The following is a 16,447-nucleotide window of genomic DNA, read 5'->3' on the forward strand; positions in this document are numbered from 1 at the left end:
AATTTTGAAAAAAACTCTAATTATGCTATAATGGGTTGTATTCAATAAATTTTAAGGAGAAATGACAGAATGTCTGTATCATTTGAAAACAAAGAAACAAATCGCGGCCTTTTGACTTTTAGCATCAGTCAAGAGAAAATCAAGCCAGCCTTGGACCGTGTATTTAACTCAGTAAAAAAAGATATTGCTGTACCAGGTTTCCGTAAAGGTCGCCTTCCACGTGCTATCTTCAACCAACGTTTTGGTGAAGAAGCCCTCTACCAAGATGCGTTGAACGCTCTTCTTCCAGAAGCATACGAAGCGGCTGTCAAAGAAGCGGGTATCGAAGTAGTTGCTCAGCCTCAGTTTGATGTCGAGTCTATGGAAAAAGGCCAAGACTGGGTTATCAAAGCTGAAGTAGTCACTAAGCCAGAAGTTAAGCTGGGTGCTTACAAAGACTTGGAAGTAACTGTTGAAGCTACTAAAGAAGTGACTGACGCTGAAGTAGATGAGCGCATTGAGCGTGAGCGTAACAACTTGGCTGAGTTGGTTCTCAAAGAAGGTCCAGCAGCAGACGGTGATACAGTTGTGATTGACTTTGTTGGTTCTGTTGACGGCGTTGAATTTGACGGCGGCAAGGGCGACAACTTCTCACTTGGACTGGGCAGCGGTCAATTCATCCCAGGATTTGAAGAGCAGTTGGTTGGCCATAGTGCAGGTGAAACAGTGGACGTTGTCGTAACCTTCCCAGAAGACTATCAAGCAGAAGACTTGGCAGGCAAGGAAGCTAAGTTTGTGACAACTATTCACGAAGTTAAAGAAAAAGAAGTTCCAGCATTGGACGATGAGCTTGCAAAAGATATCGACGAAGAAGTGGAAACTCTTGACGAGCTGAAAGAAAAGTACCGCAAAGAATTGTCAGAAGCTAAGGAAACAGCTTATAATGATGCGGTAGAAGCTGCAGCTATTGATCAAGCAGTAGCAAACGCCGAAATCGTTGACTTGCCAGCTGAAATGATCCACGAAGAAGTGCACCGTGCAGTTAATGAATTCTTGGGCAATATGCAACGCCAAGGAATCTCACCTGACATGTACTTCCAAATCACTGGCACTAGTCAGGAAGACCTGCACAAGCAATACGAAGCAGACGCTGAGTCACGCACTAAGACAAACCTTGTCGTAGAAGCTGTTGCTAAGGCAGAAGGTTTTGAAGCTAGCGCAGAAGAAATCGAAGCAGAAGTAACTTCATTGGCTACAGACTACAACATGGAAGTAGAACGTGTTCGTCAATTGCTGTCAGAAGACATGCTGAAACACGACATTGCTATCAAGAAAGCTGTTGAAGTGATTACAAGCACTGCGAAAGTGAAATAAGCTTCATCATTCAAAATGAAAATGATATCACTTGAAACTAGTGTGTAAATGCACTAGTTTCTTTTTGTACTTGTTCCGTGATTTTTCCTGGATTTTCTTTTGACGAAAATAGAAATTTATCGTACAATAGAAAGTAGCGAAAAATTGCAAGAGGGCGACAAGCCTTTACTTAATCTTAAAGGAGATCAACTTTGGAATTAGAAGTATTTGCTGGACAGGAAAAAAGTGAGCTTTCTATGATTGAAGTGGCGCGTGCCATTTTGGAAGCCCGCGGCCGCGACCATGAGATGTATTTTAATGATCTGGTCAATGAAATTCAAAACTATCTGGAAAAATCAAACAGCGAGATTCGTGATGCTCTGCCTTTATTCTACACAGAACTCAATGTAGACGGCAGCTTTATTCCGCTGGGGGATAATAAATGGGGCCTGCGTTCATGGTATGCTATCGACGAAGTGGATGAAGAAATCATTGCTTTGGAAGAGACTGATGAGGACGACGCACCTAAGAAACGTAAGAAGAAACGCGTCAATGCCTTTATGGATGGCGACGAGGATGCCATTGACTACAGCGATGACGATCCAGAAGATGAGGACGGCTACGAAGCAGATCCAGCTCTCTCATACGATGAGGAAAATCCAGACGATGAGAAGAATGAAGTGGAAGCTTATGATGCTGAAATCAACGAAATCGCTCCAGATGATCTAGGTGAAGAAGTCGAACTCAACGAAGAAGATGACGACTACTCTGACGAAGACACGGAGACCGAAGAGGAAGAATAAATCAACCAAAAGAAACAAGTGACGAAATCCTTTGTTTCTTTTAATATTCCTTGAAATATAAGTTCGGAAGGTGTAGAATACTAATAAAATTTAATAAAGAAAAGATGGAGGTATGCTGCTATGAAATTTGTCATTGATAAGAGTCTGGGTGAACTAGGCATAAAAAGTGTCGTTATCGGGATTGCCAAGAATGTCAATCCTCATGCAGAACTGTCACCCTCATTTCTAAAAAAGAAAAAGGAAATGGAAGACTGGGCTTTAGCCTGCGACTTGGATGAGGTGCTTGAGTCGCCGGTGGTTCAAGGTTATATAGAGATACTGCAGCGCGTAGGTCGCAGTGTCAAGAAAAATCCTCCGACGGTTCCTGCGCTGATTCGCAATATCCAGCACCGAGGCTCGCTCCCTCATATTAATAGCATTATTGATATTTATAATGTCGAAGCCCTGCATTCCCTACTGGCTATTGGTGGGCATGATTTTGACAAGATTGATGGCCAGATAGAATTTACTGTAAGCCAAAAGGAAGATGTCTTTTTGCCTATTTTGTCCAAGGAGAAGCATGTTTCCAAGACGGACTATGTCTATCGGGATGCCAAAGGCATTTTGGCCTGGCTGGATGTTCGTGACAGCGAGTATTATAAGTTTGATGAGGAAACCAAGGACGCCATTTTCATCATTCAGGGGAATGCCAATACCTCTGTCGAAATGCGTCTGGAAGCCTTGGAACGAATCCGACACGATTTAGCAGAGTCCATGCCTGAACTAGAATTCGAAACACATGTCATTAGTATTGGTGAGAATGAATGAAAACCGACTGAAATCATTTGACATTTTTTTAGGTTTGCGATATCATACTTTTCGGGCACCTCTTTTAGAGGTCGGAGCTTCCTGTGTTCAGGGAGCTATTTTTCTTTTTCAGACAGATTATGGAAAATCCTCCTCTAGATAAGTTTCCAGCAACGACGTGGTTGCTGGAATGAATTGTTTTATGAAAAGGAGCACGTATGTCAACTAAATATATTTTTGTCACCGGTGGTGTGGTTTCTTCTATCGGGAAAGGGATTGTGGCAGCTAGCTTGGGGCGGCTTTTGAAGAGTCGCGGTCTCAAGGTTACGATTCAGAAGTTTGACCCTTATATCAACATTGATCCCGGTACCATGAGCCCTTACCAGCATGGGGAAGTGTTTGTGACAGATGATGGAGCTGAGACGGATTTGGATCTGGGGCATTATGAGCGTTTTATTGACATCAATCTCAATAAATACTCCAATGTCACCACTGGTAAAATCTATAGCGAAGTCCTGCGCAAGGAGCGTAAAGGCGAGTATCTGGGAGCGACGGTCCAAGTCATTCCGCATATTACGGATGCTCTCAAGGACAAGATCAAGCGGGCAGCACGGACGACGGACTCGGATGTGATTATCACCGAGGTCGGTGGCACAGTGGGCGACATCGAGTCTCTTCCTTTTTTAGAAGCTTTGCGCCAGATGAAGTCGGATGTCGGAGCAGACAATGTCATGTATATCCATACGACCCTCCTGCCCTATCTCAAGGCAGCCGGTGAAATGAAGACAAAACCGACTCAACATTCTGTCAAAGAGCTGCGAGGTCTGGGAATTCAGCCTAATATGCTGGTTATCCGTACAGAAGAGCCAGCTGGGCAAAATATCAAAAATAAGCTGGCTCAATTCTGCGATGTGGCGCCGGAGGCGGTCATTGAGTCGCTAGATGTGGAGCATCTTTACCAAATTCCTCTCAATTTGCAGGCCCAAAAGATGGACCAAATCGTCTGTGACCATCTGAAGCTGGATGTGCCGGCAGCGGATATGACAGAGTGGGCAGCTATGGTAGAGAAAGTAATGAGTCTGGAAAAGCAGGTCCATATTGCTCTGGTCGGTAAGTATGTTGAGTTGCCAGATGCCTATATTTCAGTTGTCGAAGCGCTCAAGCATGCCGGCTATGCCAATGATGCGGAGGTTAAGATTAACTGGATTGATGCGAATCAGGTAACGGCCGAAAACGCCGCAGAGCTTCTTGGAAGTGCGGATGGGATTATTGTTCCGGGTGGATTTGGTCAGAGAGGAACTGAAGGGAAGATTCAGGCAATCCGCTATGCGCGTGAGCAGGATGTACCTATGTTGGGCATTTGCTTGGGTATGCAGCTAACCTGTGTCGAATTCGCCCGTCATGTCCTAGGGCTAGCAGATGCCAACTCAGCGGAGCTCAATCCAGACACACCATATCCGATTATTGACCTCATGCGTGATCAGATTGATGTCGAAGACTTGGGTGGAACGCTGAGACTAGGGCTCTATCCTTCTAAGCTTAAGCCTGGCTCTAAGGCAGCAGCGGCTTACGACAACCAAGAAGTCGTACAGCGCCGTCACCGTCATCGCTATGAGTTTAACAATGCTTTTCGCGAGCAGTTTGAGGCGGCCGGATTTGTATTTTCTGGAGTTTCACCAGACAATCGCTTGGTCGAAATAGTAGAAATCTCAGAAAATAAATTCTTCGTTGCCTGTCAGTATCACCCAGAGCTTTCTAGCCGTCCGAACCGAGCTGAAGGTCTTTATACAGCCTTTGTCACAGCAGCGTTAGAAAAGAGCTCGGAGAGCTAGACTTGCTTTGTCTGACCTAAGCGACTTTTCTAGAGAAATGTTATAATGAAAAACAAAAGGAGGGAAGAAGATGTTTCTAAACATTTTAGCCAGTATTCGTACTAATAATTTTCAAGATGAGCATTGTATAGAAAAAATCCAAGCTCTCTGGCAGGAACAAGAGGGAGCTGTGAAAGAAGCTTTTGCCCAAGGGGAGCCGGTTTATGCTGTCTATCATGACTATGCCAGTGATTACAAAGGAGACTACAGTCTCTCCATCTGCCGCTTGACAGATGGAGAAGTCTATGATTTTGATACCTCTGAGCAGACCTATCAAGTGTTTGAAGCGGATAAGGAGGATCCTCAAGCCATTCTTCATGCTTGGCAGAGGGTTTGGCAGGCAGAAGAAAAAGGTGAGCTTCATCGGGACTACACTATTGACTTTGAAAAATATGATCCCGACCAAACGGTGGCTGTATTTGTTGCGACTCAGCAGCACTGAGTTTTCTGTGTTCCTGCCTTAGCTTCATTTCGCTTAGATTTCCTAGATTTGCTGATTGAGTAGAAAGTTGATTTTTTGAAATAAAGTCAAAAATTTTCTTGACAAGCCTTAGCTGTCCTGTTATACTAGTAAAGTACTCAATCGCGGGGATGGCGGAATTGGCAGACGCGCAGGACTAAGGATCCTGTGACCGCTTTAGGTCGTGAGGGTTCAAGTCCCTCTCTCCGCATCAAGTAAGCTGGCTTCGGCCAGCTTTTTCTTTTTGCAATAGAGACGCTTAAAATGCTGAGTGTCTCACTGTAATTCTTTAAAATTTCAGGAAAAACTAGCAATTTTAGTGAAAAAGTGATAAAATAAACAATGTAAGTGGTTTAACCACAAAAAATAAGAGGAGGCCTGATAAGAATGGCAATCGTTTCAGCAGAAAAATTTGTCCAAGCAGCTCGTGACAATGGTTACGCAGTTGGTGGATTCAACACAAACAACCTTGAGTGGACTCAAGCTATCCTGCGTGCGGCAGAAGCTAAGAAAGCACCAGTGCTTATCCAAACTTCAATGGGTGCTGCTAAATACATGGGTGGCTACAAAGTTGCTCGTAACTTGATCGCTAACCTTGTAGAATCAATGGGCATCACTGTACCAGTTGCGATTCACTTGGACCATGGTCACTACGAAGATGCACTTGAGTGTATCGAAGTTGGTTACACTTCTATCATGTTTGATGGTTCACACCTTCCAGTAGAAGAAAACCTTAAATTGGCTAAGGAAGTCGTTGAAAAAGCACACGCTAAAGGTATCTCAGTAGAAGCTGAAGTTGGTACTATCGGTGGTGAAGAAGACGGTATCATCGGTAAAGGTGAATTGGCTCCAATCGAAGACGCTAAAGCAATGGTTGAAACTGGAATCGACTTCTTGGCAGCTGGTATCGGTAACATCCACGGTCCATACCCAGCAAACTGGGAAGGTCTTGACCTTGACCACTTGAAGAAATTGACAGAAGCTCTTCCAGGTTTCCCAATCGTATTGCACGGTGGTTCAGGTATTCCTGATGACCAAATCCAAGCAGCTATCAAACTTGGTGTTGCCAAAGTTAACGTTAACACTGAATGCCAAATCGCATTCGCTAATGCAACTCGTGCATTCGCTCGTGACTACGAAGCAAACGAAGCAGAATACGACAAGAAGAAACTCTTCGACCCTCGTAAATTCTTGGCTAATGGTGTAAAAGCTATCCAAGCATCTGTTGAAGAACGTATTGATGTATTCGGTTCAGAAGGTAAAGCATAAGAAGCTTGATATATTTTTAAAAAAGTTTATCCGAAAGGATAAGCTTTTTTTTGTATTATGACAATTGGACAAATAAAGAACAAATAATATTTTTCTTACAATCTAATAAAAAAATCTTGACAGACTAGATGATGAGGAGTAAAATATTAACCAGTTAATTAACTAGTTAACGAGTTTAATAAGTTGTTAAAAATTGAGTTTCTTCTATATTTTATAGAAAAAATATTTAGATGATTTCTTTGGGGGTATATTATGAGTTAATTGTAAATTGTGATAGGTTTTAGCGAATTCTATGTAATCAAAAAAGAAAGTGATATTCAATGGAAAAAAATAAGAAATACTTAACAGGAATTGTTGTCATTGCTACTGTGGGTCTTTTTGCTCATCAGTTAGGTTATTATCAGGCAAACAGTTCGATTAAAAAATCCAATCGAGTTAGCTATATTGATGGTAAGCAAGCTGTTCAAAAGTCTGAGGAGTTAACGCCTGACGAAGTAAGCAAAAAAGAGGGGATTAACGCGGAGCAGATTGTTATCAAAATTACTGATCAGGGTTATGTCACTTCTCATGGTGATCACTATCATTATTATAATGGGAAAGTTCCATATGATGCTATTTTCAGCGAAGATCTTTTGATGAAAGATCCCAACTATCAACTTAGGACTGAGGATATTGTCAATGAAGTCAAGGGTGGATATGTTATCAAGGTTAATGGACAATATTATGTTTATCTGAAAGATATAGCTCGTGCGGATAATATTCGCAGTAAGGAAGAGATTAATCGTCAAAAGCAGGAACATGGTCATAATGTTACGAAAATAAGCAATGAAGTAGCAGCAGCTAGAGCTCAAGGCCGTTATACAACAGATGATGGCTATGTTTTTAATGCTTCAGACATTATTGAGGATACGGGAGATGCGTATATTGTACCTCATGGTGATCATTTTCACTATATCCCAAAGAGTGATTTGTCGCCTAGTGAGCTAGCTGCAGCTCAAGCTTACCTATCAGGTAGAGGAAAAGTAGCTAGTACTGTAGTCAGCCGTTCGTATAATAATGGAAGCAGTGGCTGGATACAGACACAACCTACTTTTACTCAAATTTCAAACAACTATCAACCGAGTCAAGGAGAAGATGTTAAGGGTCTCCTTCAGCAACTTTATAATCTTCCACTTAGTCAGCGTCATGTTGAATCAGATGGCTTGATCTTTGATCCAGCACAAATTACTAGTCGAACACAAAATGGAGTAGCAGTGCCGCATGGTAATCATTATCACTTTATTCCTTATACACAAATGTCGGCATTGGAAGAAAAGCTTGCTCGGACAATTCCTCTTATAAGTCAGCCTAATAAACCTATGTTAGGATTGACACCTTATAGACCTATACCAACTCCGATACTAACTCCATCTCAACCAGCTTTAAAACCGATTCTTCCTCCAAAGTTAAATTTGGAACATGCGGATTCATTGGATAAGGATTTAATCCAGCAGGTCGTTAGGAAAATAGCTGACGGTTATGTGCTAGAGGATAAAGGAGTGTCCCGCTATCTTTTAGCTAAAGACTTGCCTAAAGAGATTATTACAGCGATTGAAAATAAATTGGCGAAGCAGAAAAGCATATCTCATGTCCTGCAAGCTAAGAAAGAATCAGTTGAACCGAAAAATCAAGAATTTTACGATAAAGTATATGGTCTTCTGAGTCAGACCCATCAGCAATTGCTAGAAAATAAGGGACGTTTGTCAGATTTTCAAGCCTTGGATGATTTAGTGAAGCGTTTGAATGATGAAACAAGTGATAAGGTGCAATTAATTGATGACTTATTAGCATTTCTTGCGCCTATCAATCATCCAGAACGTCTCGGCAAAGCAAATTCACAGATTGAGTATACTGAAACCGAAGTTCGAGTAGCCCAGCTGGCTGACAAATATACGACATCTGATGGATATATCTTTGATGCTCGGGATATTATCAGTGACGAAGGAGATGCTTATGTAACCCCTCATATGGGACACAGTCACTGGATAGGAAAAGATAGTCTTTCAGCTAAAGAAAAAGCAGCTGCTCAGGCGTATACTAAAGAAAAAGGTCTGCTTCCACCTGCACCAACAGATGATTCCAAAGCCAATCCAAGTGGAGAAAGTGCGGCTGCTATCTACGAACGTGTTCAAGGAGAGAAACGGATACCACTCGTTCGTCTGCCTTACAATGTTGAGCATACTGTAGCAGTAAAAAATGGTAATCTGATTATCCCTCATAAGGATCACTACCACAACATCAAATTTGCTTGGTTCGATGATAAGACTTACCGAGCTCCTAATGGCTATACATTAGAGGATTTATTTGCAACTATCAAGTATTATGTTGAACATCCAGATGAACGACCACAGTCTAGCGATGGATGGGGGAATGCAAGTGATTATGTTTTAGGTAAAAAAGATGACAAGGAGGATGCTGTTAGCCCAGAGAAAACTCAAGAAGAAGTTGAAGAGGAAACACCAACTGAGCCAGAAGTACCTCAAGTTGAAACTGCTAAAGTAGAAGCTAAGCTGCAAGAGGCGGAAGACTTACTTGAAAAGACGACGGATCCAAGTTTGAAATCCAATGCAACTGAGACCTTAACAGGATTGCGAAATAATCTTAATTTAGGGACTATGGATAATAATAACATCATGGCAGAAGTAGAAAAATTGCTAGCCTTGCTGCAATCTGCTTCTTCAACTTCTGTGTCAAGTACAGAAGTAACTGATTAGCTGAGGTGAAGGAGTATTGTATGAAAAAAAGAACTGCAGTATTACTAGTGCTGAGTATACTAGCTTTGATGCTGGGAGCGTGTACTCAGAAAGAAGAACAACAAGCTAAAGGTTTGAAGATTGTGACCAGTTTTTATCCGGTTTATGCCATGGTTAAAGAAGTATCTGGTGATTTGAATGATGTTCGCATGATTCAATCTAGTACAGGGATCCATTCATTTGAACCATCGGCTAATGATGTAGCTGCTATCTATGATGCGGATGTTTTTGTCTATCATTCACATACCTTAGAGTCGTGGGCGGGGAGCTTGGATCCAAATTTGCAAAAATCTAAGGTGAAAGTACTTGAAGCTTCCGAAGGAATGCCCCTGGAACGTGTACCGGGTTTGGAAGACGTGGAAGCTGGCGAAGGAATCGATGAAAAAACTCTTTATGATCCTCATACATGGCTAGATCCTGAAAAAGCTGGTGAAGAAGCGCAGATTATTGCGGATAAGCTATCTGAACTCGATAAAGAACACAAGGAAATATATCAAAAAAATGCTAAGAAATTCATTTCTAAAGCTCAAGAATTGACCAAAAAATACCAACCAATCTTTGAAAAGGCTAAGCAAAAGACTTTCGTCACTCAACATACTGCTTTCTCGTATTTAGCAAAGCGGTTTGGTTTGCAGCAGCTAGGTATTGCAGGGATTTCTCCTGAACAAGAGCCAAATGCAAGGCAGCTTACTGAAATTCAAGAATTTGTGAAAACCTATAAAGTTAAAACGATTTTTACCGAAAGCAATGCATCGTCGAAAGTGGCAGAAACGCTCGTCAAGTCAACGGGAGTCAGGCTGAAAACTCTCAATCCTTTGGAAGCCGATCCTCAAAATGATAAAAACTACCTAGAGAATCTAGAAGAAAACATGAGTATCTTGGCTAAAGAATTGAAATGAGAAGGTAAAGCTTAATCTAGCTGAAGACTACAAAATAGAAACCTGCCCGTAAAGGTGGGTTTTTTGGTGTGTGATAAAATATGATAATTATTTTTGAATTTCCTATGTTCGTTTGGAAGTAAAAGTGGTAGTATAGTGGGGAGATAAGATTCTATTTTCCTGAGTTAGGTGGGGAAAGGGTCTGAAACATGAATTGAATAATAGGATATTGAGAAACGTATGGCAATGATAGAAGTAGAGCATCTTCAGAAAAATTTTGTGAAGACAGTTAAGGAACCAGGATTGAAGGGGGCTTTGCGCTCCTTTATTCATCCTGAAAAGCAGACTTTTGAAGCGGTCAAGGATTTAACCTTTGAGGTGCCCAAGGGGCAAATTTTAGGTTTCATCGGGGCCAATGGTGCTGGGAAGTCGACAACCATCAAAATGCTGACAGGGATCTTGAAACCGACATCTGGTTTTTGTCGGATTAACGGCAAGATTCCGCAGGACAATCGTCAAGACTATGTCAAGGATATTGGAGTAGTCTTTGGACAACGAACTCAGCTATGGTGGGATTTGGCTCTGCAAGAGACCTACACGGTCTTGAAGGAAATTTATGATGTGCCAGACTCGCTCTTCCATAAACGCATGGACTTTTTAAATGAAGTCTTGGATTTGAAGGAATTTATCAAGGATCCCGTGCGGACTCTGTCGCTTGGTCAACGAATGCGTGCGGACATTGCGGCTTCCTTGCTCCACAATCCCAAGGTTCTCTTTTTAGATGAGCCGACCATTGGTTTGGATGTTTCGGTCAAGGATAACATTCGCCGGGCCATCACCCAGATTAATCAGGAAGAAGAAACAACCATTCTCTTGACCACTCATGACTTGAGTGATATTGAGCAACTTTGTGATCGGATTTTTATGATTGACAAGGGGCAGGAGATTTTTGATGGAACGGTGAGCCAGCTCAAGGAGACCTTTGGCAAGATGAAGACTCTTTCCTTTGAACTGGTACCAGGTCAAAGTCATCTAGTTTCTCACTATGAAGGCTTTTCGGATATGACCATTGATAGACAAGGAAACAGCCTTAATATTGAATTCGATAGTTCCCACTACCAGACGGCTGATATTATCAAGCAAACCTTGTCTGATTTTGAGATTCGCGATTTGAAGATGGTGGATACGGATATTGAGGATATTATCCGTCGCTTCTACCGAAAGGAGCTCTAAGATGGTCAAATTGTGGAGACGTTATAAACCCTTTATCAATGCAGGTGTTCAGGAGTTGATTACCTATCGAGTCAACTTTATTCTCTATCGGATTGGTGATGTCATGGGGGCCTTTGTTGCTTTTTATCTTTGGAAGGCAGTCTTTGATTCGTCGCAAGAGTCTTTGATTCAGGGCTTCAGTATGGCGGATATCACCCTCTATATCATCATGAGTTTTGTGACTAACCTTTTGACCAGGTCGGACTCTTCCTTTATGATTGGAGAGGAAGTCAAGGACGGCTCCATTATCATGCGCTTGTTGAGACCAGTGCATTTTGCGGCTTCTTATCTCTTTACCGAGCTTGGTTCCAAGTGGTTAATTTTTATCAGCGTTGGCCTTCCATTTTTAAGTGTCATTGTATTAATGAAAATCATATCGGGTCAAGGCATTGTAGAAATATTGGGTTTAACTGCACTATATCTTTTTAGCTTAACGCTAGCCTACCTGATTAACTTTTTCTTTAATATCTGCTTTGGATTTTCAGCTTTTGTTTTTAAAAATCTATGGGGCTCTAATCTGCTCAAGAATTCTCTGATTGCCTTTATGTCGGGAAGTTTGATTCCTTTGGCTTTCTTTCCCAAGGTAGTTTCAGATATTCTGTCCTTTTTGCCTTTTTCGTCCTTGATTTATACTCCAGTTATGATTATCGTTGGTAAATACGATGCCAGTCAGATTCTTCAAGCACTTTTGCTTCAGTTCTTCTGGCTCTTAGTGATGGCGGGCTTATCTCAGTTGATTTGGAAAAGAGTCCAGTCATTTATCACCATTCAAGGAGGTTAGTATGAAAAAATATCAGCGCATGCATCTGATTTTTATCAGACAATACATCAAGCAAATCATGGAATACAAGGTTGATTTTGTAGTTGGTGTGCTGGGAGTCTTTCTGACCCAAGGCTTGAACCTCTTGTTTCTCAATGTACTCTTTCAACACATCCCTTCCTTGGAGGGCTGGACATTCCAAGAGATTGCCTTTATCTATGGCTTTTCCTTGATTCCCAAGGGATTGGACCATCTCTTTTTTGACAATCTCTGGGCACTGGGGCAACGCTTGGTGCGAAAAGGAGAGTTTGACAAATACCTGACTCGTCCTATCAATCCTCTCTTTCACATCCTAGTCGAGACCTTTCAGATTGATGCCTTGGGCGAACTTTTGGTTGGTGGAATCTTGCTGGCGACAACGGTCACCAGTATTAGCTGGACCTTTCCTAAATTTTTGCTTTTCCTAGTCTGTATTCCTTTTGCGACCTTGATTTATACTTCCTTGAAAATTGCGACAGCGAGTATTGCTTTTTGGACCAAGCAATCAGGCGCCATGATCTACATTTTCTATATGTTCAATGATTTTGCCAAGTATCCGATTTCGATTTACCATTCGCTTATCCGTTGGTTGATTAGTTTCATCGTGCCTTTCGCCTTTACGGCCTACTATCCCGCTAGCTATTTCTTGCAGGAAAAGAATGGACTCTTTAATATCGGTGGTTTGATTCTGATTTCTCTTATCTTCTTTTTCATTTCTTTGAAACTATGGGACAGAGGCTTAGACGCCTACGAAAGTGCAGGATCGTAAGATAGAAAATATGATTGGTCCTAAAGCTTAAATCAAGAAAGGATTTTAAGATGATAGTAATTGAAGAAGTGAAGGAAGAAAAACAAAAGATGCTAGTGGTTAGCGAAGTTTTGAAGGATCTGCCAGAATGGTTTGGGATTCCTGAAAGCACACAAGCTTACATTGAAGGAGCCAAGGATTTGCAAGTTTGGGCTGCCTATCAGGAGCGCGATTTGGCTGGCTTTATCAGCTTATCCTACTCTAGCGAAGATTGTGCTGAGATTGATTGCTTGGCTGTTAAGAAATGCTATCATAGAATGGGGATTGGCAGTCAACTTTTAGGAGTTTTAGAAAAATCTGCTCGTCCAAAGGCATCCTATCTGCAAGTCAAAACAGTGGCACCAGGTCATTATCCTACTTACGACAGGACTAATGCTTTCTATCAGGCTCAGGGCTTTAAAAAGTTAGAAATCTTTCCTGAACTTTGGGATAAAAGCAACCCTTGTTTGATTTGGGTTAAGAAGTTGTGAAATTTTCCCTTGACAAAAAAACTCAAGATGCTAAAATAAAGGGGAAAAGGCGCCGATTTAGCTCAGTTGGTAGAGCAACGCACTCGTAACGCGTAGGTCACAGGTTCGATCCCTGCAATCGGCATAAATAGGTCTTAGAAATCTTGTAAAAGCAAGGTTTCTTTTTTACTGAACAAGGTGTCAATTATAAAAGTTCGAATGCAAAGAGGTTAAAATATCTTTACATGGTGGAAAAATCAAGAAAATCAAAGAGAAATATGATACAGTGAATTAGTATAAAAAGAAAGGAGCAGGTGTTTATGAAAAAACGATTGCTATTTTTTTTAATTTTATTAATTTCCATATTTATTGGTATAGGACAAGTTCGTGCTGATAGCAGTGACTCTGATAGTTTTTCAGATTCTAGTAGCTTTAGTTCGTCTAATGATTCAGATTCTGATGATGATTCTTCCTCTGATTTAGGCAGCGGCCTGTCTGCTGATGCAGACGATTTAGGTCACTTCTCTTCGGATTCTGACGATGACACATCTGACAATGATGCCTCCTCTGATTTGGGCAGTGGCTTATCTGCTGATGCAGATGATTTAGGTCACTTCTCTTCGGATTCTGACGATAACACATCTGACGATGATGCTTCCTCTGATTTGGGCAGTGGCTTGTCTGCTGATGCAGATGATTTAGGTCACTTCTCTTCGGATTCTGACGATGACACATCTGATGATGATTCTTCCTCTGATTTGGGCAGCGGTTTGACCGTTAATCCGGATAGTTTAGGTGACTTCGCTTCAGATATTCCAACTATTGATTCTTTGGATGCGTCAGCAAATGATGGTGATAATTTGACTAATCTGGGGAATATTTCTGCCCCAGTTTCTACAGAATCAAGCAATCCAACAACGAGCACAGATGATATAATGGCGGGCACACCAGATGCAGCAGTAGCGACCGCTCCTCCCACACCCCTTACGGATGCAACTAATTCTGTCACTACTACAGATGAAACGACGGCTTCCTCGACTCCTATAGATTCAGCTAATCAAACAACTGAGTCAGTAGACTCGGCAAGCTCTGATAAGCCTAATTTGGCAGACTCGGCAACTGAATCAAACACTGCGGCTTCCGCAGGCAATGGTTTGACAGCTAATCCGGACAGCTTAGGCAGTTTCGTTTCGGATAAACCAGCCGATAGAACTGGATCTGAATCTTCTGCTGACCTTGGCAGTGGTTTGATTGCAGATGCAGATAGTCTAGGTAGTTTTATCTCAGAATCAGATTCTACAACTGATTCAATAGACTCGGCAGGCTCTGACAAGCCTAATTTGACAGATTCGGCAACTGAATCAAGCACTGCGGCTTCCGCAGGCAATGGTTTGACAGCTAATCCGGACAGCTTAGGCAGTTTCGTTTCGGATAAACCAGCCGATAGAACTGGATCCGAATCTTCTACCGACCTTGGCAGTGGTTTGACTGCAGATGCAGATAGTCTAGGTAGTTTTATCTCAGAATCAGATTCTACAACTGAGTCAATAAACTCGGCAAGCTCTGACAAGCCTAATTCGATAGATTCGGCAACTGAATCAAACGCTGCAGATTCCGCAGGCAATGGTTTGACAGCTAATCCGGACAGCTTAGGCAGTTTTGTTTCGGATAAACCAGTCGATAGAACTGGCTCCGAATCTTCTGCTGACCTTGGCAGCGGTTTGACAGGTGATTCAAATGAAACTTTCAACGTTTTGGGAAACGATGCTTGGGGTAATTACTCTCCCTTGGAGGCTGATTACACTGTCTCTGCAACAAATACAACAAATACAGGAGAAAGAAGGAACCCTAATATGTGGGGGACAGAAACTGGCAAGCCTTTTTCTACTCCAACGACTGCTTTGGGTATTGTTGGAGAAGAAGTTTATGATGTATTTGATGGCACATTTGGAAAATTGACTGGAGTGACGTTTACTGAGTTGGGAACATACGTGACTCCTGATCCTCAGCCAGTGCCTGAAGAAGTTCTAACCCCTATCGGATCTTTAAATTATAATATAGCACAAGGAACTTCTCCGGTTCTTGGAACAGGGGTGATTAGAACGAGCGAAACGGGTGCACGATACATCGGTATAATTGCTGATAATTTAACCCATAATGTAGCAAATAATATCTACATTGGACTTACTGGAGAGACTTTATCAGGAACAGATGCCGTTCCTGATAGTTCTCCTCTGCCTGAATCTGTTGGTCGAATTGCTATTATTGCAAATAATATTGTTGGATCTAAAACAGATGTAGAGCCTTTGGATGTTGTTATCGGTACGACAGGTTATAATCCCATTACTGGAGAAAAAGAAGATCGCATTCCCTCGCTATTTGGAATAATTCAAGGAATGAGAGGAGGACAAAAGGAGGGCTCCAAAGGAGCTAGTAATAGTCAGGAAAAATAATCTTCTTTGACATCTTATCGAAAGACTAGGTTTCTGTACTAAGATTTCAAAGCTGAACCAATAATTATTGAAAGGATTGAATTCTATATTGAACAGGATTCGGTCCTTTTAATTCGTTTTTTGTAGCAAACACTATAGACTATAGTAGCTTTTTCTAGTTCATCAAGCGAAAGATAATTTTTTTATATCCTACTTAAGAAGAAGTTAGAAGCATTAAGCTTATTTTTAGACAGTTGGAGTGATACACGCTTAGGTTTTTTATGGTTCGAAACCCAATATGTATCTTTACCAGGAATTTTTAGGTACTGCTTGATATTATTTTCATCACAAATTTAAGAGCAGCACTATATAATACAAATTTGGGTTAATAAGAAAATTCCCTGCAGGGGGTATAAATAGGTCTTAGAAATCTTGTAAAAGCAAGGTTTCTTTTTCACTGGACAAGGTGTCAATTATATATGACATAATGTTTCAA

13 protein-coding genes and 2 tRNA genes are annotated in these 16,447 nt (G+C 41.5%); all 15 read left to right on the forward strand.

The window, feature by feature from the left end; all coding sequences use genetic code 11:
• Nucleotides 1-69: 69 nt before the first annotated feature.
• The 15 genes from tig (at nucleotide 70) to MFP28_RS02010 (ending at nucleotide 15,972) form a co-directional block, all read left to right on the forward strand.
• Nucleotides 70-1,353 carry a trigger factor gene (gene tig / locus MFP28_RS01940; protein WP_002908030.1) on the forward strand — a complete coding sequence of 428 codons (1,284 nt, stop codon included), beginning with the start codon at nucleotides 70-72 and terminating at the stop codon, nucleotides 1,351-1,353.
• A 191-nt stretch (nucleotides 1,354-1,544) separates the two neighbouring features.
• A complete protein-coding gene (gene rpoE / locus MFP28_RS01945; protein ID WP_002898937.1) occupies nucleotides 1,545-2,135 on the forward strand; it encodes a DNA-directed RNA polymerase subunit delta in 591 nt (196 codons plus the stop codon).
• A 120-nt stretch (nucleotides 2,136-2,255) separates the two neighbouring features.
• On the forward strand, nucleotides 2,256-2,942 hold the full coding sequence (locus tag MFP28_RS01950; RefSeq protein WP_002908031.1) for a B3/B4 domain-containing protein: 687 nt from the start codon (nucleotides 2,256-2,258) through the stop codon (nucleotides 2,940-2,942).
• A gap of 197 nt (nucleotides 2,943-3,139) precedes the next feature.
• Nucleotides 3,140-4,753, forward strand: coding sequence for a CTP synthase (locus MFP28_RS01955; protein ID WP_002908033.1), 1,614 nt, complete (start codon nucleotides 3,140-3,142; stop codon nucleotides 4,751-4,753).
• Nucleotides 4,754-4,823: 70 nt separating this feature from the next.
• Nucleotides 4,824-5,234 carry a GyrI-like domain-containing protein gene (locus MFP28_RS01960; protein ID WP_002908035.1) on the forward strand — a complete coding sequence of 137 codons (411 nt, stop codon included), beginning with the start codon at nucleotides 4,824-4,826 and terminating at the stop codon, nucleotides 5,232-5,234.
• Nucleotides 5,235-5,377: 143 nt separating this feature from the next.
• Nucleotides 5,378-5,463 (forward strand) — tRNA-Leu (locus MFP28_RS01965).
• Nucleotides 5,464-5,639: 176 nt separating this feature from the next.
• Entirely contained in the window at nucleotides 5,640-6,521 is an 882-nt protein-coding gene (locus MFP28_RS01970) for a class II fructose-bisphosphate aldolase (protein WP_002908036.1), read from the forward strand.
• 320 nt (nucleotides 6,522-6,841) lie between these two features.
• Nucleotides 6,842-9,274 (forward strand): pneumococcal-type histidine triad protein, encoded by a 2,433-nt coding sequence (locus MFP28_RS01975; RefSeq protein WP_002908038.1) that lies wholly within the window; start codon nucleotides 6,842-6,844, stop codon nucleotides 9,272-9,274.
• Nucleotides 9,275-9,294: 20 nt separating this feature from the next.
• A complete protein-coding gene (locus MFP28_RS01980) occupies nucleotides 9,295-10,212 on the forward strand; it encodes a metal ABC transporter solute-binding protein, Zn/Mn family (RefSeq protein WP_002908039.1) in 918 nt (305 codons plus the stop codon).
• Between the two features lie 219 nt (nucleotides 10,213-10,431).
• The gene (locus tag MFP28_RS01985) at nucleotides 10,432-11,424 is read left to right on the forward strand and encodes an ABC transporter ATP-binding protein (protein ID WP_002908041.1); all 993 of its coding nucleotides are present in this window, start codon (nucleotides 10,432-10,434) and stop codon (nucleotides 11,422-11,424) included.
• A 1-nt stretch (nucleotide 11,425) separates the two neighbouring features.
• A complete protein-coding gene (locus MFP28_RS01990) occupies nucleotides 11,426-12,244 on the forward strand; it encodes an ABC transporter permease (protein WP_002908042.1) in 819 nt (272 codons plus the stop codon).
• 1 nt (nucleotide 12,245) lies between these two features.
• Nucleotides 12,246-13,031, forward strand: a complete 786-nt coding sequence (locus tag MFP28_RS01995; protein WP_002908043.1) for an ABC transporter permease — start codon at nucleotides 12,246-12,248, stop codon at nucleotides 13,029-13,031.
• 50 nt (nucleotides 13,032-13,081) lie between these two features.
• Nucleotides 13,082-13,540 (forward strand): GNAT family N-acetyltransferase, encoded by a 459-nt coding sequence (locus MFP28_RS02000; protein WP_032916199.1) that lies wholly within the window; start codon nucleotides 13,082-13,084, stop codon nucleotides 13,538-13,540.
• A 51-nt stretch (nucleotides 13,541-13,591) separates the two neighbouring features.
• Nucleotides 13,592-13,664 (forward strand) — tRNA-Thr (locus MFP28_RS02005).
• Nucleotides 13,665-13,839: 175 nt separating this feature from the next.
• A complete protein-coding gene (locus tag MFP28_RS02010) occupies nucleotides 13,840-15,972 on the forward strand; it encodes a hypothetical protein (RefSeq protein WP_002908046.1) in 2,133 nt (710 codons plus the stop codon).
• Nucleotides 15,973-16,447: the final 475 nt, after the last annotated feature.

This window comes from Streptococcus sanguinis (assembly GCF_050234405.1).
GTDB lineage: Bacteria > Bacillota > Bacilli > Lactobacillales > Streptococcaceae > Streptococcus > Streptococcus sanguinis_W.

Excerpts from the sequence above, each read along its gene's own strand:
- MFP28_RS01980 (WP_002908039.1), top strand. The coding sequence starts at position 9,295 with ATGAAAAAAAGAACTGCAGTATTACTAGTGCTGAGTATACTAGCTTTG.
- MFP28_RS01985 (WP_002908041.1), top strand. The coding sequence starts at position 10,432 with ATGGCAATGATAGAAGTAGAGCATCTTCAGAAAAATTTTGTGAAGACA.
- MFP28_RS01995 (WP_002908043.1), top strand. The coding sequence starts at position 12,246 with ATGAAAAAATATCAGCGCATGCATCTGATTTTTATCAGACAATACATC.
- MFP28_RS01970 (WP_002908036.1), top strand. The coding sequence starts at position 5,640 with ATGGCAATCGTTTCAGCAGAAAAATTTGTCCAAGCAGCTCGTGACAAT.
- MFP28_RS01960 (WP_002908035.1), top strand. The coding sequence starts at position 4,824 with ATGTTTCTAAACATTTTAGCCAGTATTCGTACTAATAATTTTCAAGAT.
- MFP28_RS02000 (WP_032916199.1), top strand. The coding sequence starts at position 13,082 with ATGATAGTAATTGAAGAAGTGAAGGAAGAAAAACAAAAGATGCTAGTG.
- MFP28_RS02010 (WP_002908046.1), top strand. The coding sequence starts at position 13,840 with ATGAAAAAACGATTGCTATTTTTTTTAATTTTATTAATTTCCATATTT.
- tig (WP_002908030.1), top strand. The coding sequence starts at position 70 with ATGTCTGTATCATTTGAAAACAAAGAAACAAATCGCGGCCTTTTGACT.
- MFP28_RS01990 (WP_002908042.1), top strand. The coding sequence starts at position 11,426 with ATGGTCAAATTGTGGAGACGTTATAAACCCTTTATCAATGCAGGTGTT.
- MFP28_RS01975 (WP_002908038.1), top strand. The coding sequence starts at position 6,842 with ATGGAAAAAAATAAGAAATACTTAACAGGAATTGTTGTCATTGCTACT.
- MFP28_RS01955 (WP_002908033.1), top strand. The coding sequence starts at position 3,140 with ATGTCAACTAAATATATTTTTGTCACCGGTGGTGTGGTTTCTTCTATC.
- MFP28_RS01950 (WP_002908031.1), top strand. The coding sequence starts at position 2,256 with ATGAAATTTGTCATTGATAAGAGTCTGGGTGAACTAGGCATAAAAAGT.